The organism is Brevibacillus sp. FSL K6-0770 (genome assembly GCF_038000275.1).
Classification (GTDB): domain Bacteria; phylum Bacillota; class Bacilli; order Brevibacillales; family Brevibacillaceae; genus Brevibacillus; species Brevibacillus parabrevis.
This window is the reverse complement of record NZ_JBBOBQ010000001.1, coordinates 4893106-4916825: the sequence shown is the minus strand read 5'-3', so window position 1 is coordinate 4916825 and position 23720 is coordinate 4893106. Positions and strand designations below refer to the sequence as shown.

Annotated in this window: 22 protein-coding genes; 18 read left to right on the top strand and 4 right to left on the bottom strand. The window is 46.4% G+C overall.

From position 1 onward, the window contains the following. Positions 1 to 38 precede the first annotated feature (38 nt). On the bottom strand, positions 39 to 929 hold the full coding sequence (locus NST23_RS23370) for a GNAT family N-acetyltransferase (protein WP_173596717.1): 891 nt from the start codon (positions 927 to 929) through the stop codon (positions 39 to 41). A 524-nt stretch (positions 930 to 1453) separates the two neighbouring features. On the opposite strand from NST23_RS23370, the gene NST23_RS23365 reads away from it, so the two are divergent. From NST23_RS23365 to gcvH, 5 genes are all read left to right on the top strand, one after another. Continuing rightward, on the top strand, positions 1454 to 1816 hold the full coding sequence (locus NST23_RS23365) for an arsenate reductase family protein (RefSeq protein ID WP_122964437.1): 363 nt from the start codon (positions 1454 to 1456) through the stop codon (positions 1814 to 1816). A 3-nt stretch (positions 1817 to 1819) separates the two neighbouring features. Further along, positions 1820 to 3007, top strand: coding sequence for an aminotransferase class I/II-fold pyridoxal phosphate-dependent enzyme (locus NST23_RS23360; protein WP_340964681.1), 1188 nt, complete (start codon positions 1820 to 1822; stop codon positions 3005 to 3007). Between the two features lie 168 nt (positions 3008 to 3175). Next, positions 3176 to 3724 (top strand): peroxiredoxin, encoded by a 549-nt coding sequence (locus NST23_RS23355; RefSeq protein ID WP_063227319.1) that lies wholly within the window; start codon positions 3176 to 3178, stop codon positions 3722 to 3724. Between the two features lie 115 nt (positions 3725 to 3839). Beyond that, on the top strand, positions 3840 to 4292 hold the full coding sequence (locus NST23_RS23350) for a redoxin domain-containing protein (protein ID WP_063227320.1): 453 nt from the start codon (positions 3840 to 3842) through the stop codon (positions 4290 to 4292). A 59-nt stretch (positions 4293 to 4351) separates the two neighbouring features. Then, on the top strand, positions 4352 to 4732 hold the full coding sequence (gene gcvH, locus NST23_RS23345; protein WP_122964439.1) for a glycine cleavage system protein GcvH: 381 nt from the start codon (positions 4352 to 4354) through the stop codon (positions 4730 to 4732). Positions 4733 to 5173: 441 nt separating this feature from the next. Here the strand turns inward: gcvH and NST23_RS23340 are convergent, their stop codons facing one another. Then, entirely contained in the window at positions 5174 to 7228 is a 2055-nt protein-coding gene (locus NST23_RS23340) for a methyl-accepting chemotaxis protein (RefSeq protein ID WP_217022225.1), read from the bottom strand. A 311-nt stretch (positions 7229 to 7539) separates the two neighbouring features. Between NST23_RS23340 and NST23_RS23335 the strand changes: the two genes are divergently transcribed. From NST23_RS23335 to sufB, 10 genes are all read left to right on the top strand, one after another. Next, positions 7540 to 7974: a hypothetical protein gene (locus tag NST23_RS23335; protein ID WP_063227323.1), complete on the top strand. Its 435-nt coding sequence runs from the start codon at positions 7540 to 7542 to the stop codon at positions 7972 to 7974. Between the two features lie 28 nt (positions 7975 to 8002). Beyond that, positions 8003 to 8395 carry a VOC family protein gene (locus tag NST23_RS23330; protein ID WP_063227324.1) on the top strand — a complete coding sequence of 131 codons (393 nt, stop codon included), beginning with the start codon at positions 8003 to 8005 and terminating at the stop codon, positions 8393 to 8395. Positions 8396 to 8442: 47 nt separating this feature from the next. After that, the gene (locus NST23_RS23325) at positions 8443 to 8922 is read left to right on the top strand and encodes an SCP-2 sterol transfer family protein (protein ID WP_233454092.1); all 480 of its coding nucleotides are present in this window, start codon (positions 8443 to 8445) and stop codon (positions 8920 to 8922) included. A gap of 88 nt (positions 8923 to 9010) precedes the next feature. Next, the gene (locus NST23_RS23320; RefSeq protein ID WP_217022226.1) at positions 9011 to 10171 is read left to right on the top strand and encodes a M20 peptidase aminoacylase family protein; all 1161 of its coding nucleotides are present in this window, start codon (positions 9011 to 9013) and stop codon (positions 10169 to 10171) included. Positions 10172 to 10426: 255 nt separating this feature from the next. Then, on the top strand, positions 10427 to 12007 hold the full coding sequence (pckA, locus tag NST23_RS23315; protein WP_340964679.1) for a phosphoenolpyruvate carboxykinase (ATP): 1581 nt from the start codon (positions 10427 to 10429) through the stop codon (positions 12005 to 12007). A 424-nt stretch (positions 12008 to 12431) separates the two neighbouring features. Beyond that, positions 12432 to 13220 carry a Fe-S cluster assembly ATPase SufC gene (gene sufC, locus NST23_RS23310; RefSeq protein WP_122964443.1) on the top strand — a complete coding sequence of 263 codons (789 nt, stop codon included), beginning with the start codon at positions 12432 to 12434 and terminating at the stop codon, positions 13218 to 13220. A 21-nt stretch (positions 13221 to 13241) separates the two neighbouring features. Further along, complete coding sequence (gene sufD, locus NST23_RS23305; RefSeq protein WP_122964444.1) at positions 13242 to 14540, top strand: Fe-S cluster assembly protein SufD; 1299 nt, start codon at positions 13242 to 13244, stop codon at positions 14538 to 14540. Then, the gene (locus tag NST23_RS23300; protein ID WP_063227330.1) at positions 14540 to 15766 is read left to right on the top strand and encodes a cysteine desulfurase; all 1227 of its coding nucleotides are present in this window, start codon (positions 14540 to 14542) and stop codon (positions 15764 to 15766) included. The genes sufD and NST23_RS23300 overlap by 1 nt, the downstream gene beginning before the upstream one ends. Then, positions 15753 to 16190 carry a Fe-S cluster assembly sulfur transfer protein SufU gene (sufU, locus tag NST23_RS23295; RefSeq protein ID WP_122964445.1) on the top strand — a complete coding sequence of 146 codons (438 nt, stop codon included), beginning with the start codon at positions 15753 to 15755 and terminating at the stop codon, positions 16188 to 16190. The genes NST23_RS23300 and sufU overlap by 14 nt, the downstream gene beginning before the upstream one ends. Positions 16191 to 16229: 39 nt before the next feature. Next, positions 16230 to 17627 (top strand): Fe-S cluster assembly protein SufB, encoded by a 1398-nt coding sequence (gene sufB, locus NST23_RS23290; RefSeq protein ID WP_122964446.1) that lies wholly within the window; start codon positions 16230 to 16232, stop codon positions 17625 to 17627. Positions 17628 to 17759: 132 nt separating this feature from the next. On the opposite strand, the gene NST23_RS23285 is transcribed toward sufB, so the two are convergent. Both NST23_RS23285 and NST23_RS23280 read right to left on the bottom strand, forming a co-directional pair. Next, complete coding sequence (locus tag NST23_RS23285; protein WP_280648620.1) at positions 17760 to 17993, bottom strand: tyrosine-type recombinase/integrase; 234 nt, start codon at positions 17991 to 17993, stop codon at positions 17760 to 17762. Positions 17994 to 18032: 39 nt separating this feature from the next. Continuing rightward, complete coding sequence (locus NST23_RS23280) at positions 18033 to 18467, bottom strand: tyrosine-type recombinase/integrase (RefSeq protein WP_280648574.1); 435 nt, start codon at positions 18465 to 18467, stop codon at positions 18033 to 18035. Positions 18468 to 18625: 158 nt separating this feature from the next. Here NST23_RS23280 and NST23_RS23275 point away from each other — a divergent pair, with 158 nt between their 5' ends. The 3 genes from NST23_RS23275 (at position 18626) to NST23_RS23265 (ending at position 23718) form a co-directional block, all read left to right on the top strand. Then, positions 18626 to 21379, top strand: a complete 2754-nt coding sequence (locus tag NST23_RS23275) for a type I restriction endonuclease subunit R (RefSeq protein WP_280648573.1) — start codon at positions 18626 to 18628, stop codon at positions 21377 to 21379. A 168-nt stretch (positions 21380 to 21547) separates the two neighbouring features. Then, a complete protein-coding gene (locus NST23_RS23270; RefSeq protein ID WP_122964450.1) occupies positions 21548 to 22138 on the top strand; it encodes a restriction endonuclease subunit S in 591 nt (196 codons plus the stop codon). A gap of 26 nt (positions 22139 to 22164) precedes the next feature. Continuing rightward, positions 22165 to 23718 carry a type I restriction-modification system subunit M gene (locus NST23_RS23265; RefSeq protein ID WP_122964451.1) on the top strand — a complete coding sequence of 518 codons (1554 nt, stop codon included), beginning with the start codon at positions 22165 to 22167 and terminating at the stop codon, positions 23716 to 23718. The last annotated feature ends 2 nt before the right edge of the window (positions 23719 to 23720 follow it).

The following is a 23720-nucleotide window of genomic DNA, read 5'->3' as shown; positions in this document are numbered from 1 at the left end:
GTTGGAGGTTTGTTTGCATCTGCTCCCGAAACGGAGGCTCAGGCATGCGATGTCAGCGGGAACAAGAAATGCTCCGGTAGCTCTGGAAGCGATGGTCGGACGAACAAGGTGTCATCCGTCTCGGTGATCAGCTCAGCCTGGATGTGTTCATTGTCACTCTCAGGCATGAAGTGAAACTGAATGACATTCGTTTCATTAGTCAGCAAATGCCCGATGATCCGCTCTGGATCGACTGCTCTTTTGCTTACGATGTCAAAGACATGCAACTGGTCGTCTTCGCGCTCGAACAAGACAATGACGTCTTCCTGCTCGATGTAATAGAGCGAATCGGGAAAGACGAGCAAAAAATAAAACAGGGACAAATGCTCGCTTGCTTGCACACCCCAGCGCGTCGATACCGGAACGCGGCTGGCCGCAAATTCCTTCATTAAGGCAAAATCATCTGCACTGTCGACATCAAGCTTGTGCAGAGCGGATTTGGAGGGGACAGTCGCTTTTACGCGGGATGCCAGCAAGCTGAACCGGCTTTCCTGAACCTTTTGAAAACCGAACTTGGGATAAAAGTCGAGCACGGACGGATTGGCGAACAAGTACAGAAAATCATAGTCCTGTTCGTACTTGGTAATGACGTGGTTCGTCAGCTTTGCTGCCAGCCCTTGCTGACGGTAATCGGGATGCGTCATCACCGTCCCTAGTTGCAGTGCCTGATAAGTTCTGCCGTTGGAAGTCACGATCATTTTATTGACGGAAACATTCGCGATGACTTTTTCTCCGTCCACGTAGGAATAGCAGATGTAATCGTCATTCCAGCAGCCTCTCGTGTACCATTCGTGAAAATCAAGCTCGAATACTTGCTTTGCCAGCTCGTTAAAGCTTTCTTTATAGGTTTGATTGTGCTTGTAGTCACTGATCAGTTGATACTCACGCATTTTGCAGTCCTCCTTTTTGTCTCAAGCCCTGTCATTGTTGCAGCAGCAATGTTTTGTAGCCATCACCTCCTTTCACCAGAGCAAGTGCTGCATAAAAAAGACCACAAGAAGAAAAATCTCCTCGTGGTCTCGTTTCCAGATATAGGTATACTTCAAACGCCTGCTCCAAAGTAAACAATAGGGCGGATGAACAACGCTGGAATCTGGTTTTGATCAGATTGGATGTCTTCTTAATCGCTGTTGGAAAAAGGGAATACAAAAGAAACGGAGGGCATGCCCTTCATTTGACCTTTTTCCGTATAAAATTCATTGGAATTTTATTTAGCGATTAATAAGTTTCATCATATTCTGCTAAAACCTCGTTTCCTAACAATTAACAGTTTCTTTTCACTATAGCATTGATTTTATTTGATAGCAAAATCATATTTAATCGGTGGTGTTGCTTGCAAACGTTGTGTTCTTTGTTGGTATTCTCTTACAATAAATAGGAAGACGATTACGAATGAAAAGCGAGGAAGACGCCCATGACGACGAAAGCTTATTTGTACAGCAAATGTGATACATGCCGCAAAGCGAAAAAATGGCTCACCGAGCAAAATGTCAGCTTCGAGGAAGTGCCTATTGTCGACTCGCCGCCATCGAAAGAAGAGCTGCGCCAGATTTGGCAAACGAGCGGGCTTGATCTGCGCAAGTTTTTCAATGTCAGCGGCGTGCAATACCGCGAGCTTGGCTTGAAGGACAAGCTGCCGACGATGACGGACGAGGAAATGCTTGAATTGCTGGCTTCAAACGGCAAGCTGATCAAGCGCCCACTGATCGCGAGCGACAACACCGTTACATTGGGCTTCAAGGAAGACGAGTTGCAAAAGGCTTGGGGAGGCAAATAAGAAATGCGCCAACCGTCGAAGAGACTGGAAAAGTTGTCTGCCGCTATTTTTTCGGAGATGGCTGCCCGTAAAAAGGAAGTTGCCCGAAAACGGACCGTGTACGATTTGAGCATCGGCAGTCCTGACCAAGCGCCGGAGGACCAGCTGCTGCATACGCTTCTCGATGCTGCGCGGCAGCCGGGCGCGTTTGGCTACGCGTTGAGCGAAGGAACGGCTGCTTTTCGCGAAGAGGTGGCCCGCTGGTACCAATTCCGCTTCGGCGTCGAGCTGTCGCCGGACGGAGAAATTCATTCTTTGATGGGCTCGCAGGATGGGCTGGCGCACTTTGCTCTGGCCTGGACCGATCCGGGCGACATCGTGCTCGTGCCCGACCCTGGCTATCCGATTTACGAAGGAAGCGTGCATTTGGCGGGGGCGATCCCGTACCGGATGCCGCTGCGCGCAGAAAACGGCTTTTTGCCCAAGCTTGACGATATCCCGGAGGAGATCGCGGCAAGGGCGAAGTTCATGATTTTGAACTATCCGAACAATCCGGTATCGGCTGTTGCCACGATCGCTTTTTTCGAAGAGGTGGTAGCTTTTGCGAAGCGTCACGACATCATCGTCGTGCATGATTTGGCTTACTCGGAAATGGCTTTTGACGGCTATCGGCCGCCGAGTTTTTTGCAGGCGGCGGGGGCCAAAGAGGTCGGGATCGAGTTCAACTCGTTTTCCAAAAGCTTCAACATGGCAGGCTGCCGGGTTGCTTATGTAGTCGGAAACAGCGAGATCATCAAGCCGCTTGCGATCGTCAAGTCCAATGTCGACTACGGCGTCTTTTTGCCTGTCCAGCAAATGGCGGTGGAAGCGCTGCGGATGGATCGGGAGTCAGGCGGCGCCAATCAAGTCGGACCGATTTACGAGGAACGCCGCGACGTCCTGCTGGCTGCCCTGGCAGAAGCGGGCTGGAACATCACTCCGCCGAAAGCGACCATGTTCGTCTGGGCTCCTGTCCCTGCAGGCTGGACATCCCGCGAGTTTGCGATTGCCTTGCTGGAAGAGGCAGGCGTGGTCGTGATCCCGGGCAGTGCTTTTGGCGACGAAGGCGAGGGCTACGTCAGGATCGCGCTTGTACAAGAACCGGAAATTTTGCGCCAAGCTGCGCGCTCTGTGGCCGACTCGGGCATTTTGAGCAGAAAAGCGGGCGAATAAGCGGCAGGTCAAACGGTTAATCTAGTTTTTGGGCATGAAAAGATCACAGGTATAAATGAAAAACAATTACAGGTTGAAATCATTCCTACATTGTATTGACTATAAAGTGGCTCGTTTGTTATCATGAAATAGGTAGGCAAGAACACATTCCTAAGGAGGTTTTACATAATGGCTCAACGTTTGATTGGACTCCCGGCTCCTGACTTTACATTGGAAACAGCTTTGGGTAACGGAAAAGATTTTGGCAAGGTTTCCTTGTCTGACTACCGTGGAAAATGGCTGGTACTGTTCTTCTATCCACTCGATTTCACATTCGTTTGCCCAACTGAAATCATCTCCATGAGCGATGCTATCGAAGACTTCAAAGACCTCGATGCAGAAATTCTCGGTGTATCCGTAGACTCCGTTCACTCCCACCGCGCTTGGATCAACACTCCTCGCGACCAAAACGGTCTGGGTGGCTTGAACTACCCGCTGGCTGCTGACTTCCTGAAAACAACAGCTCGTGACTACGGCGTACTGGATGAAGAAGGCGGCCAAGCTCACCGCGGCCTGTTCATCATCGATCCAGAAGGCATCCTGAAATATCAAGTAGTAACTGACCTGAACGTAGGTCGTTCCGTTGACGAAACACTGCGCGTGCTGCAAGCACTGCAATCTGGCGGTCTGTGCCCAGCTAACTGGCGCCCAGGTCAAGCTCAACTGTCTGCGAAATAATTTTTGCCTGAACGAACAGGCTGTAAAAGGGTCTAACTTCTTGCTGTTAGACCCTTTTTTTAGCATATAATCCACTTTAGATAGACGAAGCTGAGTAAAAAGGGGATGAGTTTCCATGCGTTTGCGCGAAGAATTGCCGGATTTCCCAGGAATTACCGAATGGGTGAACGGACAAGTAAGCAAAGCGGATCTGGCAGGCAGCCCTGTTTTGGTGCATTTTTGGTCGGTTAGTTGCTACATGTGTAAAGAGTCAATGCCGAACATTAACGAATGGCGCGACAAGTACGCTGCCAATGGCCTGAAAGTCATAGGTATTCATATGCCGCGTTCGGAAAAAGATACAGATATTGAAGTGATCAAACAGACGATTGCCGAGCACAACCTGACGCATCCGATTGCGATCGACAACGACATGAAGACGGTTGATGCTTTCCAGAACGAGTACGTTCCTGCTTTTTACCTGTTTGACGAGAACCTCCAGCTGCGTCACTTCCAGGCTGGCGAGAAGGGTCTTAACCTGGTAAAAAAACGTCTGTTCAGAATTTTGGGGATCGAAGAGGAATCCTAGAATGTTCGTCTAATTATGTATGTGTAATGGATTGTACCTGATAGGAGGATATGTAAACGATGGAATTCCCGAAAAATCTACGTTACAGTGAAGAGCATGAGTGGGTGCGAGTAGAAGGTAACAAAGCGTACATCGGAATCACCGCTTTTGCTCAATCAGAGCTGGGTGACATCGTGTTTGTCGAGCTGCCAGAAGTAGGCGCGACAATCCAGCAAGATGAGCCATTTGGCAGCGTTGAGTCCGTAAAAACCGTTTCCGAGCTGTACGCTCCTGTAACCGGAAAAGTAGTAGAAGTAAACGGCGAATTGGAAGATGCTCCTGAACTGGTTAACTCCTCGCCATACGAGCAAGCCTGGATGATCGCTGTCGAGCTGTCCGATGAAGCTGAGCTTGACAAGCTGATGGATGCCGACAAATACGAGGCAATGGTAAAAGAATAGTCGCAAACACAAAAAGCCGGGGCGCATGCTCTGGCTTTTTTCATTTGAAAATGGCTGCTGCTCGGGGCTTCGGTGGAGGGAGGAAACAGGAGAAACCGCTGCAGGGCACCTTGCCACTTGCGGGGAAGCGGAGACTGGCCGCCTGCGGTGAAAAAGGAAAACCGCGGCAAAAGCAGTGTGCTCGAAGAAGTGGAATCACGTTGCCGCTTAACGGCGTGTTTTCCTTTTTCGCCTCCGGCTTGGTAGGAGTCCGAAAGCCCTGCCGCTTGTTTCTCCTGTTTCCTCGATCAACGATTCGTCTCTTTCCTCGCCACGCCTGAAGCACCGATGACGTAATCTACAAAGCGTCACCCCCAATTGCCTTCACCACAAAAACAAAAAGACTTCGCCCACCAAAACGTGGCGAAGTCTTTTGTTGCAAAAACGGAAGCCGTAAACCAACTAACTGAGCTTGAACGAACGCACGTTGTCGTTCAACTCTTCGGCCATTTTGGCCAGCATGGTCGCTGCTGCCGAGATTTCTTCCATGGAAGCGTTTTGTTCTTCCGCTGCGGCTGCGACGGTTTGGGAATTGCCCGCGGATTGCATCGCGATTTGCGAAATGTGGTCGATGGCTGAGACGATCGCTTGCATTTCCTGGCTGATTTTTCTCATTTCAGCCGATACCTCGTCTGTGCGGGTAAGCAGGAGCGAGGTGGAGTCAGTAATTTGCTCGAATGCCGTTCCCGTCGAGTTCACCAAAGACATGCCTTCTCCGAGGATGACGGAGCCGTGACTCATGGCAGCGATGGCGGATTCCGTATCGCGCTGAATGTCGGCGACGATGTCGCTTACTTGTTCAGCCGCCGAGCTGGACTGTTCAGCCAGTTTGCGCACCTCGTCGGCTACTACGGCGAAGCCGCGACCTTGTTCGCCTGCTCTGGCAGCTTCGATGGCGGCGTTCAGGGCAAGCAGGTTGGTCTGGTTGGCAATCGAAGTGATGAGCGAGATCATCTGTCCAATTTCCTGAGAGCGTTGACCCAGTGCGTTGACAGTCGTTGCCGTTTGCTTCATTTGGTCGTGAATCACGGTCATGTGCTCTACCGTTTTGGCGGCCATCTGGTTGCCTTCTGTCGCCTGACGGTTTGCATCGCGAGTGGAGGAGCTGACTTCTTCGATTCCTTTTTCCATCAAAGAAATATGTTGGGCAATTTCGTTGATCACATCGCTGCCCTGATTGGTCGCGTCCACTTGCAGTTCTGTCCCGTAGGCGATTTCCTGGACAGACTGGGCGATCTGCTCTGTCGCTTTGCTCGTCTGCTCGGCGCTAGCCATCAGTTGTTCGGAAGTAGCGGCGACCTGCTGTGCGTTATAGCTGACCTGCCCAAGCGTGTCGCGCAGATTGGCGGTCATCGTATTGAAGCGGCTGGCCATGACGCCCATCTCATCGGCCGTTTTCACATCCATCGAAGCGGTGAAATCGCCAGCGGACAATGCTTGCGAGAGCTGGTTTGCCTTGTTGATTTGTCCGGTCAAATACTTGCTGAAGAAATAAATGACGGCGATGAGAATCAAAAGCCCAAACAGGCTGACTGCCAAAAGCTGATAAAACAGCATGCTCAAAGGCTCGAAAAATTCATTTTCCGGCATGACGAGAGCAATTGTCCAGTTTGTGCCAGCGATTTTTTGGAAGTACAAGCGATTGATCCCGTTCTCATCGGTAAAAGTTTTCGCGCCTTCCTTTTCTGAAAGCAACGCCGGGCCAATTTCGGCAAGAGACGTGTTGCTGTCGCTTTGCACGGATTGCACCATCAGCTTGTCCGTTTGCGGATGAGACAGGAATTTGCCGTCCTGATCAAGCATGAAAGCCCAGCCAGTCTTGCCTACTTGCGTGCCGGAAACCATCGTTTGAATGTCTGTGAGCGTAATGTCGTCTGTGGCTACACCCAAAAGCTTTTTGTCGGGGGAGTAAAACGGAGCCACCACAGTCATCATAGAAATTTTGGAAACCTCATCATAGTAAGGCGGCGTGTAATCGGTTACCTTTGATGTTGCTTTTCCGATTTTGTACCATTCTTGACTAGGGTAGTTGTAGGCGGGTGTACTGTATTCATACGTAATGTCCACCTTGCCGTCTTTTTTTGCGCCATAAGTCGAAACGAACTGTTTGCTCGGATCGAAGGCATACGGCTCCATGAAAATTCCCATCCCGACCGAGGTCTGGTTCACGGGAACTGTTTTGTTCAGCAGGGAATCTAGTTGCTCCAGCGAATACGTAAGAGGAGTCATTTCAATTGTCCGTGCCATGTGCTCTGTGACTTTGCTGTGTGTCTCCAGTTCTTTCTCCACTTTGCCGCTAAGCACGTCCAACTGATAGTTCATTTTGTCCGTCAGTTCCTTGTTCAACAGCGTGTAGGAGAACATAAAGGCCATGCCCATGAGAAGTGCCAAGGTAATGACAATGACAGGAAGGGTAATGGTAAGAGTCCTGGCTCGTAGGCTTTTAAAACGAAACATACATCCGCTCTCCTTTTTCGTTTACTAGCTGAATAACTATTCCCTATATCGGTTTGATTCAAACTTCTCTGTATGAAATCTGTATGAAATTTAGGTGAATGCGGGAAAAGTTTCAAATTAATCAGAAAACGGTGTTCAAACAGTGGCAAATCGAGTACAATGGGATAACTAATTGTTTTACCATAAACCGATTGGTATCTTTTTGCGGGTAGAGCATTCATGGGATTACGGGTTACAATGCGGATACAGACAGATAGTTTCGGCCAGACGCAGTTGTTCTGAAGTCTGGAGAACAAGGAGGGAGACTATTTATGAGTTTTTGTTGTGGTGCTGGAATGGTAGGTTCCGTAGGCTCAGTCCGTCATTATAAAACGCTTGTACACAATGTCCCCATCATGTTTTGTCCTGTATGTGACAGAATTGAGGTTCATCCCGCTATTGAGGGAGAGTACGAAATTTTAGTAGAATATGCTCAGGGAGATCAGGCGCCGGAAGTCGATTTCGCTGATTTTGTCAATGTTGACAATACATCCGAGTTGTTTGAGAATTGTACCATGACGGATGAAGCTGCAAGCTTCGCAGAAGTTTTGAAGCAGCAGATCGATATTTCCTTGGATTTGCTCGGAGTCGCGAAGGAGTTGCAGGATGACGAGTGGCGCGAAGCCCTTATGAATCGCTTGAAACGGTTAAGCGAACGACTGAAGCAGTACAATAAACGCAAGCAAGTGTCGCAAAAAAGCGCATGACCTTTAGTTGACGTGGGAGGCAGTGTGAATGTTTCATTTGAAAGGCGTTCACCACATCGCGTTGAATTGCAGCGATGTCGTGAAGGTAGCTCGGTTTTTTAAGGACATTTTGGAAGTCCCCATCCCGGAAGAGAATATGGTGGAAGGAGCACCTGTCTACTTTCAAATTGGCACATACACACGGATCGGTCTCCATCCGCATGGCGGGGCGGAAGGCAAGGGTGGCGTAGGGCAGGTAGATCACCTCGCCTTTTCCGTAACGAGCCGTGCTGAGCTGGACTATCTGGTCGACAAGCTGGAAGCAGAAAACATTTGCTACCGAGGTCCGATCACGCAGCCTACGAGTTTTAACTTGTACTTTGAGACGCCAGATGGCCATCATCTGGAGGTTCGACTGGACAAGGACGAATTTGATGAATAACAGGTAAAGGCAAACAGGCATCTGCGGCAATCGCAGGTGCTTTTTTTATGATTTCGACAGGCGAAAAAAACAGTGTCGAGAAAAAGGCAGCCGCCGTGACAAGACCCGACAACGGTTCTTATTCCTCGCCAAAGGATTCGACGGAGCAAAAAACGAACCCATTGGAAAAGAGAGGGGGCGTACCTATGATCGGGATCGGCAAATTGCTTGACGAGGTTGGCGAACGGCTGCAAAAGAAGACGCACCTGCGGTTTGTAACGACTGGCTGGGAAAAACGGATCGGGATCGTGATTGATGATACGGCATCGCGTTGGCAGTTGACGATATCAAAAGGCGGTGTTTCGGCAGGAGTTTGGGAGGAGGAGCAATCTGCCGACCTGATCGTCAGGGGAGGCGAACATCAGATGGAGATGCTGTTTGGCGGGGATGAGCTTGTATATGCACTAGCCAAGCAGCAGGTGAAAATAATAGGCACGCTGCGCGATCAGTTGAAGCTCGATGCGATTTTGCGGCTGACGTGCAAGTAGCCGGCCAGCCGCCCCACTTTCGAACGATTCCGAATAAATAGCGAAAATGTGGTATAATGAGGAAGAAACGATTGGGGGAGGCGCAATCATGTCTAATAGCTTGGCGTTGAAAGAGGCGATTGTTTCGCGTGGGCAAACCATTGACGAAACATTCAGTTATTTGCATGCGAATCCGGAAATCAGCTGGCAAGAGGTCGAGACGACACGCTATCTGGTCGAAAGGATGCAGGCGCTTGGGCTTAAGGTAACCACTTTTGCCGATTGTACGGGACTTGTCGCCGAATGGGGAGAAGGCAAGCCTGTCGTAGGACTTCGAACCGATATTGATGCACTGTGGCAAGAAGTGGACGGGGAGTGGCGCGCCAATCATTCCTGCGGGCACGATGCGCACATGACCATGATTGTCGAAACCGTGGAGGCGTTGATTGCATCCGGCTACCAGCCGCCCGGAAAGCTGAAAATCTTGTTCCAGCCGGCAGAAGAAAAAGGCACAGGCGCTTTGAAGCTGGTGGAAAAAGGTGTCGTGGACGACATCGACTATTTGTACGGCGTCCATCTCCGTCCGATTCAGGAAATGGCGAATGGCACAGCAGGGCCAGCCATTTACAACGGCGGGGCGATGTTTTTGTACGGAGAGATCACGGGAGTGTCAGCGCATGGAGCCAGACCTCACCTCGGGGTGAATGCGATCGAAGTGGCAGGAGCGATCATCTCGGGAATCGGTCAAATCCATTTGAATCCGATGGTCCCGGCCACTGTCAAAATGACGATGCTGCAAGCGGGAGGAGAGAGCTACAACATCATTCCCGACAAAGCGAGATTCGCCCTCGATTTGCGCGCGCAAACGAATCAGGCGATGGACGAGCTGATTGCCCGCGTCCGCCAGATGATAGAAGGAATTGCTGCGTCTTATCAAGCGCAAATCAAGCTGGAAGAAGGTTCGCGAATGGTTGCCGCGGAAGTGGATGAGGAAGCGAAGGGATTGATGGAACAGGCGATCGTCGACGTGCTCGGAGCGGACAACCTGAAGCCTGCGCCAGTCAGCCCGGGAGCGGAAGACTTCCATTATTACACAGTGGAGCGGCCGCGAATCAAAGCGACAATGCTCGCTCTCGGTTGCGACTTGCAGCCTGGATTGCATCACCCGCACATGCAATTCGAGCAGTCGGCTCTAAAAGACGGTGTCGGAATCCTCAGCCGCGTCATCGTTCGCACGTTTGAGCATGCTGCTGCCAAGACTTTGGGCTAAAAAATGCACTGTCTAACCCGCTGATGCAGCGGGTTTTTTGCATCCATTCTTTCACTAGGGGGTGGACATGAAGAGGAAGAACTGAAATACTGTAGGATGGGAAAACTACAAGGGAGGTTATTCACACATTCTCCACAACAGATTATAAAATTATGTGGCTTATTTGATTAAATGTGATATACTAATTACAAATCGAACGACAATGAAAAAGTTAACTTAACTGGATATACATTTTGGGAAGGAGATCGTTCACACATGGAGACCAATACGGTTCACAAGCTTTCTGACATTCTGGGAGCTACTCAGGTACATCGCAACCTGCCTGTAGCTGGACTCGTTGAGATGGCAGTAAAGCGTGGCGAAGGGATTTTGACCGACAAGGGGGCGCTCAATGCGCTAACAGGCAAGTTTACCGGCCGTTCGCCAAAGGACAAATTTGTGGTGGACGAAGCTTCCGTACACGATAAGATTAACTGGGGGTCGGTTAACCAGCCGATTTCCCCGGAAAAATTCCAGGTACTCCAGCAGGACGTACTTCACTACTTGCAAACGAAAAACGAGCTGTTTGTGTTTGACGGTTTTGCTGGCGCAGACACGACTTACCGTCTGCCAATCCGCGTCGTAAACGAATACGCTTGGCACAACCTGTTTGCGCATCAGCTGTTCATCCGTCCTTCTGCGGACGAACTGGCAGCGCACGAAGCAGAGTTTACTGTCATCTACGTGCCGAACTTCAAAGCAAATCCGGCGGTTCACGGAACCAACTCCGAAACTTTCATCGTGATGAGCTTTGAGCAAAAAACCGTATTGATCGGTGGCACCGAGTATGCGGGCGAGATGAAAAAATCGATTTTCAGCGTCATGAACATGCTCTTACCTGAGCGCAACGTACTGTCCATGCACTGCTCGGCAAACGTAGGCAAAGACGGCGACGTAGCGTTGTTCTTCGGATTGTCCGGTACAGGCAAAACGACTTTGTCCGCTGACCCGAACCGCTTCTTGATCGGTGACGACGAGCACGGCTGGTCTGACAATGGCGTATTCAACATCGAGGGCGGATGCTACGCAAAATGCGTCAAGCTGTCCGAAGAAGGCGAACCGCAAATCTGGAACGCCATCAAATTCGGTACGGTTCTGGAAAACGTAGACGTAGACCCTGTGACTCACGCAGCAGATTACGACAGCACCAAATATACGGAAAATACGCGCGCAGCTTACCCGGTAGAGGCAATCTCCGGCGCAGTGATTCCTGGAGTGGGCGGCCAACCAAACGTCATTATTTTCCTGACTGCCGATTCGTTTGGCGTTCTGCCTCCAATCTCCAAGCTGAACAAAGAGCAAGCGATGTATCACTTCCTGTCCGGCTATACAAGCAAAATGGCAGGTACAGAGCGCGGCGTAACGGCTCCGCAAACCGAGTTCTCTACATGCTTCGGATCTCCTTTCCTGCCGCTGCATCCGGTTGTTTATGCCGAAATGCTCGGTAAAAAGATCGATGAGCGCGATGTTCAGGTTTACCTCGTAAACACTGGCTGGACTGGCGGCCCTGTAGGTGTCGGACAGCGCATGAAGCTTTCCTACACGCGTGCAATGGTTACCGCAGCTTTGAACGGCGAGCTGGAAAAAGTAGAGTACGTGCAAGATGCAATCTTTGGCGTACACGTGCCGACTTCTTGCCCGAACGTGCCGGCAGAAGTGCTGCAACCGCGCAACACATGGGCAAACAAGGAAGACTACGACAAACAGGCAGCTGACTTGGCTGCATGTTTCATCGAGAACTTCCAGAAGAAATTCCCGAACGCAACGGATATCGCTACGGCAGGTCCAAAAGCGTAAGCGCACATACAGCTTGATTGCGAAACCCGTCAGTTTGTCGCTGACGGGTTTTTTTGTGGCAGGCACAGCTTTTCCATTTGACGCGCGATATTCACTCGGGTAAGCTTCCAATGGCAGGCTTTTACACGAGCCATCGGGTGTGGCTTTTTCCATTTCGGGAACAATCTCGGGCAACTGAGGACAAGAAACTTTTTCAGGAATTTGGAAAAGGGTATTGGAAGAAGCGAACTGGGAAAAAATGCTTGGGTGGGTGCCCTATTTGGAAAGGAAATAGGAAGCAAAAGCGTACTTTCTATATATAATGATATAAAAAATACAGATATGTTTCATTCCTTGATTTATAATTATTCTTATTATAAGATAGTTATTGAGAATGGATTGAGAATTTACCAACTCACTTTTGACGTGTATGGAGGGAATTCAGATGACAGCAGTACCGCATTTGCAAATAAAAAACCTTCGCGCCAAGATCGAAGAAAAAGAGATCCTCAAGGGTCTGAATTTGGAAATCAAGGGCGGAGAAGTGCACGCGATCATGGGACCGAATGGTACCGGTAAATCGACACTGGCATCTACGCTGATGGGTCACCCGAAATATGAGGTAACAGATGGCGAAGTGCTGATCAATGGCGACGACCTTTTGGAAATGGAAGTAGACGAGCGCGCACGCGCAGGTCTGTTCCTGGCTATGCAATACCCGTCCGAAATCAGTGGCGTAACGAACTCTGACTTCCTGCGTTCCGCAATCAATGCTCGTCGCGGCGAAGGCAACGAAATCTCCCTGATGAAATTCATCCGCGAGATGGACAAAAAAATGAACACGCTGGAAATGGACGATTCTTTTGCTCACCGCTACCTGAACGAAGGTTTCTCCGGCGGGGAGAAAAAGCGCAATGAAATTTTGCAAATGATGCTCCTGGAGCCAAGCATCTGTATCCTCGATGAGATTGACTCCGGCCTGGACATCGACGCGCTGAAAATCGTAGCCAATGGTGTAAACGAAATGCGTTCCGCTGACCGCGGTTTCTTGATCATCACTCACTACCAACGTTTGCTGAACTATGTAAAGCCTGACTTCGTACACGTCATGATGCAAGGTCGTATCGTGAAGTCCGGTGGTCCTGAATTGGCTGAGCGCCTGGAGGCAGAAGGCTACGACTGGATCAAAGAAGAACTCGGCATTGAGGACGAAACCGTAAACGCCAACGTGTAGGAAGAAGGAGGCAGCAGTGAAATGAGTGTGGATGTACAGCTCCGCTTCGGTTCCGAAGCGATCACCGAGTACTCCAAAGCTAATCAGGAGCCTGCCTGGTTCCTGGAAAAGCGCCTCGCCGGACTGAAGGCGGCGGGAGAGCTTCCGCTTCCCGCTTTGGAGAAAACGAAGATTGACAAGTGGAATACTGTTGATTTCGATCCGTTTCAAACCACTGCCAAGGTAGCGTCGGCCAATGAGCTGAGCGAATTGGTAAAAGGGCAAATAGATGTGGACAGCGTGAAAAACCTGGTTGTGCAAAAAAATGCCTCCACCGTTTTTCATGCCGTGACAGACGAGCTGAAAGCACAAGGCGTGATTTTTACAACGCTGGCTGACGCTTTGCAAAATCATGGCGAACTCGTTCAAAAATACATGCATCAAGTTATCGCGCAAGACGAGCATAAACTGAGTGCGCTGCATGCCGCAGTTGCAAACGGCGGCGTTTTCCTCTACGTTCCGAAAAATGTAGAAGTAGATGCACCGCTTCAGGTTGTATACGAAATCGCTGGTGACCATGCGCTGTTGGCTCCTCACGTGTTGATCGTGGCAGAAGCGAACAGCAAAGTAACCTACGTCGATACATACGTATCTGGCGAAGGCAAAAGCATGGTAGCGAACAGCATTGTGGAAGTGTTCGTAGGAGCTGGCGCATCCGTGCAGGTAGCTTCCGTGCGTTCCTTGTCCACAGAAGTTCACGACTACAGCTTCCGTCGCGCAATCGTTGATCGTGACGGAAACATGGAATGGATTTTGGGCGAAATGAACGATGGCAACACGGTTGCCAACAATACTACTGTTCTCAAAGGAACAGGTTCGAACGCACTGACCAAGTCCATTTCGGTAGGGACAGGTTCCCAGCGTCAAAACTTGACTTCCCAGGTGCAGCATATCGGAACCCACTCCGAGTCTGACATGGTGAGCAAGGCTGTTATGACAGGTGAAGCAGTCAGCATTTTGAACGGTATCACCAAAATCGAAAAAGGCGCTGAAAAGGCAAACGGTGTGCAGGCGGAAAATATCCTGATGCTGAGTGAAAAAGCTCGTGGCGATGCCAACCCGATCCTTTTGATCGATGAGGATGACGTCAAAGCGGGGCATGCTGCTTCGGTAGGACGCTTCAGTGAAGAGTCCATCTACTACTTGATGTCGCGTGGAATTTCCCGTCAGGGCGCAGAACGTCTGATCATTCTCGGCTTCCTCGATCCGGTCGTTTCCGAGATTCCGGTGGAAGAAGTGAGAAACAAACTCCGTCAGGCGCTTGAAAGGAAGTTAGGCTAATGAACGCCAAGGAGCTTCGGAAATATTTTCCCATCCTTCACCAAGAGGTAAACGGCCATCCGCTCGTTTATCTAGACAATGGAGCAACCTCTCAAAAACCGCTTCCGGTAATTGAGGCGATGGATAAATACTACAAGGAGTTCAACTCCAACGTGCACCGCGGCGTGCACACCTTGGGCAACCGGGCGACAGACGGCTACGAGGGCGCGAGAGAGAAGGTTCGCGCCTTCATCAACGCCCGCGAAGCGGCGGAGATCGTCTTTACGCGCGGCACGACGTCGGCGATCAATACGATTGCCTACGGCTACGCGCGTCTGGTTCTGAAGCCCGGGGATGAGATTGTGACCACACTGGTCGAGCACCACGCCAATTTCATTCCGTGGCAGCAGGCAGCCAAGGCTACCGGAGCGACCTTCAAGTTCATTCCGCTGGCAGAGGACGGTACCGTCACTCTCGAAGCGGTCAAGGAAACAGTAACAGACAATACCAAGATCGTTGCCATTCACCATATTTCCAACGTACTTGGAGATACTACTCCGATCAAGGAAATTGCCCAGATTGCCCATCAGCACGGTGCCCTTTTGTTCGTGGACGGCGCTCAGGGCGCTCCGCACAAAAAAATCGACGTCCAGGATTTGGATTGCGATTTTTACACGTTTTCTGCCCACAAAATGGCTGGCCCTACCGGAGTCGGCGTTTTGTACGGAAAGCGCGAGGTGCTGGAGCAAGTCGAGCCGATGGAATTTGGCGGTGAAATGATCGACTACGTGGATATGTACGATTCTACGTGGAAAGAGCTTCCGTGGAAATTCGAGGGCGGAACGCCGATCATCGCAGGCGCGATCGGACTTGGTGCTGCGATCGACTTCCTGGAAGAAATCGGGATGGAAAACATCGAGCGTCATGAAAAGCACCTGGTGAAATACGCCATGGAGCAAATGCGCGAGATCGAAGGACTGAAAATTTACGGACCGCAGCAAGACCGCAGCAGTTTAATTACATTCAATCTGGATACGGTGCATCCGCATGACCTGGCTACTGTGCTGGACAGCTACGGGATCGCAGTTCGTGCAGGCCATCACTGCGCACAGCCGCTTATGCGCTGGCTGAATGTGACGGCTACCGCTCGGGCAAGCTTCTACCTGTACAACACAGAGGAAGAAGTGGATGTGCTGGTAGCGGGATTGAAGAAGACGAAGGAGTATTTCGGCAATGTCTTCTCTTGATGATTTATACCGCCGCGTGATCATGGACCACTACCAGAAACCGCGCAATCGCGGCAAGCTGGAAGAATCCGACGGACTCATTGTTAATTTGAATAACCCGACTTGTGGCGACAGCATCTCGCTCTCTTTGAAAGTAGAAGAGGGCAAGGTGGTAGATGCGAAGTTTCTCGGCGAAGGCTGTTCGATCAGCATGTCATCGGCTTCGATGATGACGGATGCGGTCAAAGGCATGCCAGTGGAGGAAGCACTTGAACTGGCGCACAAGTTCTCCGAGATGATGCAGGGCAAAGAAATCGACGACTCGATTGATTTGGGTGACATCGAAGCTTTGTCAGGCGTAGCCAAGTTCCCTGCGCGGATCAAGTGCGCCACTCTGGCCTGGAAAGCGCTGGAGCAAGGCATCAAACAGGCAGAGCAAAAATAGCATCAGGTAAGGACATGAATGAAGAAGGAGTGAGCAACGATGGCTAAAAAAGCCCCTGAGATACAGGATTACCAGTACGGCTTTCACGATAAGGACGTTTCTGTATTCCGTACGAAAAAGGGTTTGACCCGCGAGATCGTCGAGGAAATTTCCAAGATCAAAGACGAGCCGGCGTGGATGCTGGAGTTTCGTTTGAAAGCTTTGGATATTTTCAACAGCATGCCGATGCCAAAATGGGGCGGCGATCTGGACGACCTCGATTTCGACAGCATCACCTACTATGTAAAGCCTTCGGAAAAGCAAGGCCGCAGCTGGGATGAGGTGCCGGAAGAAATCAAGGCAACTTTTGACAAGCTGGGTATCCCGGAAGCGGAGCAAAAGTTCCTCGCAGGTGTATCGGCTCAGTACGAATCCGAGGTAGTTTACCACAACATGCAGGAAGACCTGGAAAAACTGGGCGTTCTGTTCTGCGACATGGATTCGGCAGTAAAGCTGTATCCTGACATCGTGAAGGAATACTTCGCGACCGTAATCCCGCCAGCAGACAACAAGTTTGCGGCACTGAACTCGGCAGTATGGTCCGGCGGTTCCTTCATTTATGTGCCAAAAGGCATCAAAGTGGAAACTCCGCTGCAAGCCTACTTCCGTATCAACTCGGAAAACATGGGCCAATTCGAGCGTACGCTGATCATCGCGGACGAAGATTCGTTCGTGCATTACGTAGAGGGCTGTACAGCTCCGATCTACAGCACGGATTCCTTGCACTCCGCTGTTGTAGAAATCATCATCAAAGAGCGCGCTCGTTGCCGTTACACCACGATCCAAAACTGGTCCAACAACGTATACAACCTCGTAACCAAACGTGCGGTTGCTTACGCTGATGCGAACATGGAATGGATCGATGGCAACATCGGTTCCAAGCTGACGATGAAATACCCGGCAGTTATCATGAAAGGCCCACGCGCCAAAGGTACGGTTCTTTCCATCGCAGTAGCAGGAAAAGGACAGCACCAGGACGCAGGCGCCAAAATGATTCACTTGGCACCGGATTGCACGTCCACAATCATTTCCAAATCGATCTCCCGTGACGGCGGAAAAGTAACCTATCGCGGTCTGGCACAGTTTGGGCGCAAGTCGGAAGGCTCCAAGTCCAACATCAAGTGCGACACGCTGATTCTCGATAAACTGTCCACGTCCGACACGATCCCGTACAACGAGATCATGAACGACAACATCACGCTGGAGCACGAAGCGACTGTATCCAAAGTGTCCGAGGATCAGCTTTTCTACCTGCGAAGCCGCGGCCTGTCGGAAGCAGAAGCGACCGAAATGATCGTCATGGGCTTCATCGAGCCATTCACGAAAGAATTGCCGATGGAGTATGCGGTGGAGATGAACCGTCTCATTAAGTTTGAGATGGAAGGTAGTATCGGATAATATCAAAAAAACCTTTATATATTGCGGGTTTGAGGGGATTATATATCGTGCCAACTTGGTGGCGTGCCAAATTCGTGCCAAGTTGAACTTATCTTTTAGCATAGGAGGCGAACTTTTGAAGTTCGTCTTCTTCTATTTTTTCGGTAATATCAAGATAAGTATCCGCTGTTGTTTTGATGGTTTATGCCCCAAGCGATTTGATACATATTTAAGGCTCGCCTCTGATTCAAGCAGCAGCACCGCATGAATATGTCTAAAGCCGTGGGTGCCTTTATAATCAACACCGGCATTTTTGCAGTAATCTTGCATGGTTTCACGAAAAGTAGAAGGTGTTAAATAATGCCCGTTATAATTTTGAAATACAATGCCATCTTCATTTTTGCGGAATCTTGTATTTCCTAGAATTCATTCATTTTGCTTCATCTTAAACTTCTTTAATTCACGTACTAAATCAGGGTCTATTTTGATAGTGCGATAGGAAGAAGAATTTTTTAATGTCGTTAATTTTACACTGTTATTATCATCACGGCTTGCTTGTTTATCTATAGTTACTTTATCACCAATAATATCTACCCATCTTAAAGCTAAAGCTTCAGATATCCTTAAACCGGTTTTGCTTAAAAAGTACATAAGTATGTAGTAAAGCTGATGATTAGGAAAGCGTTGATATTTGTATTTTTTCATAAAATCTAATAACTGGTTTAATTCCTCAAGGCTAAAATATTTCACTTTTTCTTTCTTTATGGCAACAGAATCCTGAACTGGAACTCTTAATTTATCAGCCGGGTTTTTTTCAAGCACTTCAAGTTCATGAACGGCATAATGTAAAATGCTTTTCATAACAGAAAGATATTTTAATCGCGCTGACACTATGTTTTAAGGTATGCCTGAATCGATGGTTACTGTTCCACAAACAATATTAAAAATAAAAATGAAACTTAAACATTAATTTTTAAGTATAATAAAAGGGACGATGGTATTAAGGAGGTTCCTACCAAATGGCATACCAACCTGAAGCAGAACTTGAAAAAAACTTACATAAACAACTTGTAAATCAAGGCTATAATGCGGTCAAGATTGCGGACTATGATGCATTATTAGCTAATTTTAAGCAACAACTTAATTTATTTAATGAACATAAACTAAATGGACAACCATTATCTGATATAGAATTTAAAAGGATTCTTACATTAATAGAAGGCAAAAGCATTTACGATTCTGCCAAAATCCTACGTGATAAATTATTAATCGAACGTGAAGATGGTACTCAATTATATGTAGAGTTGCTAAACACAAAAGATTGGTGTAAGAATCTTTTTCAGGTTACAACACAAACCACTGTGACTGGAAAGTACACCAATCGTTATGACGTCACTATCTTAATTAATGGATTACCTCTCGTTCAAATAGAATTAAAAAGACGAGGGTTAGACTTTAAAGAAGCGTTTAACCAAATCCAACGCTATCGTCGCCATACATTTCCAGGTTTATATCGTTTTCTACAAATATTTGTAATAAGTAATGGTGTCGATACAAAGTATTTTTCGAATTCTGATTATGACATTCAATTTGGATTTACATTCTTTTGGTCAGATGAAAAAAATGAACTGATTTCAAACTTACAAAGTTTCAGTAGTACATTTTTAAATCCATGCCATCTTGCGAAGATGATTAGTCGTTATATGGTCATTAATGATACAGATAAAGCATTAATGGTTATGCGTCCATATCAAGTTTATGCAATTGAAGCACTTGTAAAGCGAGCAACCGAAACAAACAACAACGGCTACATCTGGCATACAACCGGTTCGGGTAAAACACTGACTTCCTTCAAAGCTGGGCAAATTTTAGCTGATGAGGAAAACATCAAAAAAGTATTCTTCCTCGTTGATCGTCAAGACTTAGACAGTCAAACCATTGCTGAGTTCAACAAGTTCCAGAAGGGAGCGGTTGACCGCACAGACAAAACCGAAGTCCTTATTGGGCAAATACAGAATCCTATGAAGAGATTCATTGTGACAACAATTCAAAAAATGAACAATGCAATCAAAAGTCCAAAGTACGCTAAGATTATGGAACCATATAAACAAGAAAAAGTCGTTTTTATTATTGATGAATGTCATCGTAGCCAATTTGGTGATATGCGAAAAGAGATTGATCGTCACTTCCAAAATGCTCAATACTTTGGTTTTACGGGAACACCACGCTTTATCGAGAATAAAAGTCAAGATGGACGTACAACTGCCGACCTTTTTGAAAAATGCTTGCATTATTACCTTATTAAAGATGCTATCCGTGATGGGAACGTACTTGGTTTCTCAGTAGAATACATTCGTACCTTTAACGCTAATATCGATGAAACAGATGATACAAAAGTACAAGCGATTGATACAGATGAAGTTTGGCATGAGGAACGACGTTTAAACTTAGTAGCTGACCATATAATTAGTAATCATCTACGACGTTCGAAGAGCAAAGGCTATTGCGCTATGTTTGCAGTTGATTCTATTCCTACGTTAATTAAGTATTACGATATTTTTAACTCTAAGAATCATGATTTAAAGATTGCTGGAATTTTTTCATATGGGCAAAACGAGGAAAGTGATGGTACAGGTGAACATTCTCGTGAAGCATTAGACCGCATGATTTCAGATTATAACCAAATTTGTGATACAGACTTCTCGACAGAAACATGGGATCGTTATTTTTCTGATGTATCAAAAAAAGTGAAAAATGCCCAAATAGATATTTTACTTGTCGTAAAGATGTTCTTAACTGGATTTGATAGCAAGCCACTTAATACACTCTATGTGGATAAGAACATGGTATATCATGATTTGTTGCAAGCATATAGCCGTACAAATCGTGTAGAGAAATCTACTAAACCATACGGAAATATTGTTTGCTATCGAAATTTAAAAGAAAAAACAGATGAAGCAATTAAGTTATTCTCTAGAACGGACAACGTTGATACCGTTTTAATGGGGAGCTACGATGAATATTTAAAAGCGTTTAAGGAAGCAGTGAAAAACTTACGAAATGTTGCAGTCATTCCTGAAGAAGTAGACGAGCTAGAAAGCGAGGAAGATAAGCGGCAATTTATCATTGCATTCAAAAATGTGACGAAATTCCTTCAACGTTTACAGTCATTTTCTGATTTTGAGTTTGATGAATCAGAGCTAACAATTTCACAACAATCATATGAAGATTACAAGAGCAAATATTTCAAGGTTTACGAAGATTTTAAGCGTAGTGAAGTGCCAAAAGAATCGATCTTGCATGACATCGACTTTGAGTTAGAGCTAATGCATACAGACAAGATTAATGTCAGCTACATTTTGAATTTAATTGCGAACCTTAACACAGAAAACGAAAAAGAACGTGACAAAGAGATTCGTTTTATCAAACAAGAATTAGACCATGCATCTGATCCGAAGTTACGTCTAAAAATTGAATTGATAAAAGGGTTCTTAGATAAGGTTGCACCAATATTAGCCCCTAATGAATCTGTGATGGATGCATATAACCGTTACGAAGAAGAAATGAGTGAGCAAGAACTCACAACATTTGCAAAACAAGTAAACATTGAAGACAGTATATTACGTGAACAAGTATCAACATATGAGTATTCCACTTTAATTGAAAAAAATGCAATTATGGATTCTTTATCAGGCTCGTTCTTGAAAAAGAATAAAGCAATCAAAGCAATTATTACTTTCATTCGTGACTTTACCGAAAAATACGGTGCGTAGTTACCACATAACCCATTTAATAAATGAGAGGGCGCTAAATTAGCGCTTTTTCTTGTTATTTTAAAAAATATCAAAAATCAAATGAGAAAACATTGATATTTTTTGAAATATCATTTACATTATATTCATAGGTGTTGATATATTAAAAAATATCAAAGGAGGAGTGTTGTGAAACTATATCAAATTGCAAAATTTACACAAGGTGCTTTTGCGAATCGGTTGGAAGCTTTTTCTGACAACGTTGAGACAACAAAAGTCAAACCATTATCATTAAAGGAATTTAACGAAACACTGGGCTTAGCTTATCGAATTTCAAATGAAAAAAATGTGGAAATTGCTGTACCGAAAGAAAAATTGGTACCACAACTGCTAACTGACACAGTCAGTCTTATTTTACACACGCATACACAAAAAATTGCTCTGTTACCCGAGAAATATAGCGGACTATTGTTAACAAATAATTTCATAAAAATCGAATTAACAAGTGATGTAGATGCAGCCTTCTTTGAATGGTACTTTAATGAATATCCATCCATTCGAAAGCAGTTGTCAGTATTAAGTGAGGGAACAGTTATTTCATTATTGAAGCTGTCTCATTTAAAGGATTTAGAAATTGACTTACCACCTATCCGAAAGCAAATAATTATTGGCAAAATAGCTCAGTTAAAAAAGAGAAAAGAATCGTTAATGACTGAAAAACGTGAATTGCAACAGCAATATATTCAACAGAGGCTAATTCAGAGTATCAACGTGAATTAATCATCAAACTTGAGGAGGAACTTACGATGACAACAAGTGAAAAACAACGTCAACAACAGGCTGAATTACATAAAAAATTATGGGCGATGGCTAATGACCTTCGAGGTCAAATGGATGCTAGTGAATTCAAGGATTATATTCTAGGGTTAATTTTCTATCGTTACCTATCAGAAAAAGTAGAAGCACGTGCAAACCAATTATTAAGGGAAGACAACATTTCTTATGCTGAAGCATGGGAAAATGAAGAGTACCGCGAGGACTTAGCAGAATATCTTATTGATGAGTTAGGTTATATAGTAGAACCACAATTTTTGTTCTCATATTTCCTTAAAGAAATTGAAAAAGGAGTAAACGGCAATTTTGACGTAGAAATGCTTCAAAACGGTGTAAAAGCAATTGAATCATCAACATTAGGTACAGAAAGTCAAGACGACTTCCAAAACTTATTTGATGACATGGACTTAACATCATCACGTTTAGGTCGCACAGTTAAAGACCGTTCAAATCTTATAAGTAAAGTCATCGTCAATATTGCAGAAATTCCATTTGAACAAGACAATGCAGAAATCGATGTATTAGGTGATGCGTATGAGTACATGATTTCTCAGTTCGCTGCAAACGCTGGGAAGAAGGCGGGAGAGTTCTATACGCCTCAACAAGTGTCTAAAATCTTAGCGAAGATTGTGGCTGCTGGAAAAACAGAAATTCGTGATGTTTATGATGGGGCTTGTGGATCTGGCTCGTTACTATTACGTGTAGGAAAAGAGGCAAAGGTACACAAATATTACGGACAAGAGAAAGTTTCGACAACATATAACTTAGCTCGAATGAATATGCTGCTACATGGTATTCCCTACCAACGCTTTGATATTAGGAATGCTGATACATTAGAAGAACCACAACATATCGAGCAACGCTTTGAAGTGATCGTTGCAAATCCTCCATACTCAGCAAAATGGAGTGCTGACGACAAATTCAAAGAAGATGAACGCTTTAGTGCTTATGCTAAATTAGCACCAAAATCCAAAGCTGATTTTGCATTTATTCAACATTTTATTCATCAATTGGATGATAACGGTAAAATGGCTGTTGTGTTACCACATGGTGTCCTATTCCGTGGTGCAGCAGAAGGAACAATTCGTAAATATCTGATAGAAGAAAAAAATTACTTAGATGCTGTAATTGGCTTACCAGGAAACGTTTTCTATGGTACAAGTATTCCAACTTGCATCCTTGTATTCAAAAAATGCCGTAAGCATGATGACGATGTATTATTTATTGATGCATCTAATGAATTTGAAAGAGGGAAAAATCAAAACCTTTTATCAGATGAACACGTTGAGAAAATCATTGCCACATTCTTAAGTCGCGAGACAATCAACAAGTATTCTTACGCAGCAACATTAGAAGAAATCAAAGAAAATGATTATAACTTAAACATTCCTCGCTACGTGGATACATTTGAAGAAGAAACAACAGTTGATTTGCAAGCAGTAGCACAACGCTTGAAAGTAATTGATGATGAAATTGCAGAAGTGGATCGAGAGTTAGAGAAATACTTCAAAGAGTTGGAGGTATAAAA

What these genes read in the sequence shown, in the direction of transcription:
- NST23_RS23370 (WP_173596717.1), bottom strand. Translation starts at nt 929, where the DNA reads ATGCGTGAGTATCAACTGATCAGTGACTACAAGCACAATCAAACCTAT.
- NST23_RS23365 (WP_122964437.1), top strand. Translation starts at nt 1,454, where the DNA reads ATGACGACGAAAGCTTATTTGTACAGCAAATGTGATACATGCCGCAAA.
- NST23_RS23360 (WP_340964681.1), top strand. Translation starts at nt 1,820, where the DNA reads ATGCGCCAACCGTCGAAGAGACTGGAAAAGTTGTCTGCCGCTATTTTT.
- NST23_RS23355 (WP_063227319.1), top strand. Translation starts at nt 3,176, where the DNA reads ATGGCTCAACGTTTGATTGGACTCCCGGCTCCTGACTTTACATTGGAA.
- NST23_RS23350 (WP_063227320.1), top strand. Translation starts at nt 3,840, where the DNA reads ATGCGTTTGCGCGAAGAATTGCCGGATTTCCCAGGAATTACCGAATGG.
- gcvH (WP_122964439.1), top strand. Translation starts at nt 4,352, where the DNA reads ATGGAATTCCCGAAAAATCTACGTTACAGTGAAGAGCATGAGTGGGTG.
- NST23_RS23340 (WP_217022225.1), bottom strand. Translation starts at nt 7,228, where the DNA reads ATGTTTCGTTTTAAAAGCCTACGAGCCAGGACTCTTACCATTACCCTT.
- NST23_RS23335 (WP_063227323.1), top strand. Translation starts at nt 7,540, where the DNA reads ATGAGTTTTTGTTGTGGTGCTGGAATGGTAGGTTCCGTAGGCTCAGTC.
- NST23_RS23330 (WP_063227324.1), top strand. Translation starts at nt 8,003, where the DNA reads ATGTTTCATTTGAAAGGCGTTCACCACATCGCGTTGAATTGCAGCGAT.
- NST23_RS23325 (WP_233454092.1), top strand. Translation starts at nt 8,443, where the DNA reads ATGATTTCGACAGGCGAAAAAAACAGTGTCGAGAAAAAGGCAGCCGCC.
- NST23_RS23320 (WP_217022226.1), top strand. Translation starts at nt 9,011, where the DNA reads ATGTCTAATAGCTTGGCGTTGAAAGAGGCGATTGTTTCGCGTGGGCAA.
- pckA (WP_340964679.1), top strand. Translation starts at nt 10,427, where the DNA reads ATGGAGACCAATACGGTTCACAAGCTTTCTGACATTCTGGGAGCTACT.
- sufC (WP_122964443.1), top strand. Translation starts at nt 12,432, where the DNA reads ATGACAGCAGTACCGCATTTGCAAATAAAAAACCTTCGCGCCAAGATC.
- sufD (WP_122964444.1), top strand. Translation starts at nt 13,242, where the DNA reads ATGAGTGTGGATGTACAGCTCCGCTTCGGTTCCGAAGCGATCACCGAG.
- NST23_RS23300 (WP_063227330.1), top strand. Translation starts at nt 14,540, where the DNA reads ATGAACGCCAAGGAGCTTCGGAAATATTTTCCCATCCTTCACCAAGAG.
- sufU (WP_122964445.1), top strand. Translation starts at nt 15,753, where the DNA reads ATGTCTTCTCTTGATGATTTATACCGCCGCGTGATCATGGACCACTAC.
- sufB (WP_122964446.1), top strand. Translation starts at nt 16,230, where the DNA reads ATGGCTAAAAAAGCCCCTGAGATACAGGATTACCAGTACGGCTTTCAC.
- NST23_RS23280 (WP_280648574.1), bottom strand. Translation starts at nt 18,467, where the DNA reads ATGAAAAGCATTTTACATTATGCCGTTCATGAACTTGAAGTGCTTGAA.
- NST23_RS23275 (WP_280648573.1), top strand. Translation starts at nt 18,626, where the DNA reads ATGGCATACCAACCTGAAGCAGAACTTGAAAAAAACTTACATAAACAA.
- NST23_RS23265 (WP_122964451.1), top strand. Translation starts at nt 22,165, where the DNA reads ATGACAACAAGTGAAAAACAACGTCAACAACAGGCTGAATTACATAAA.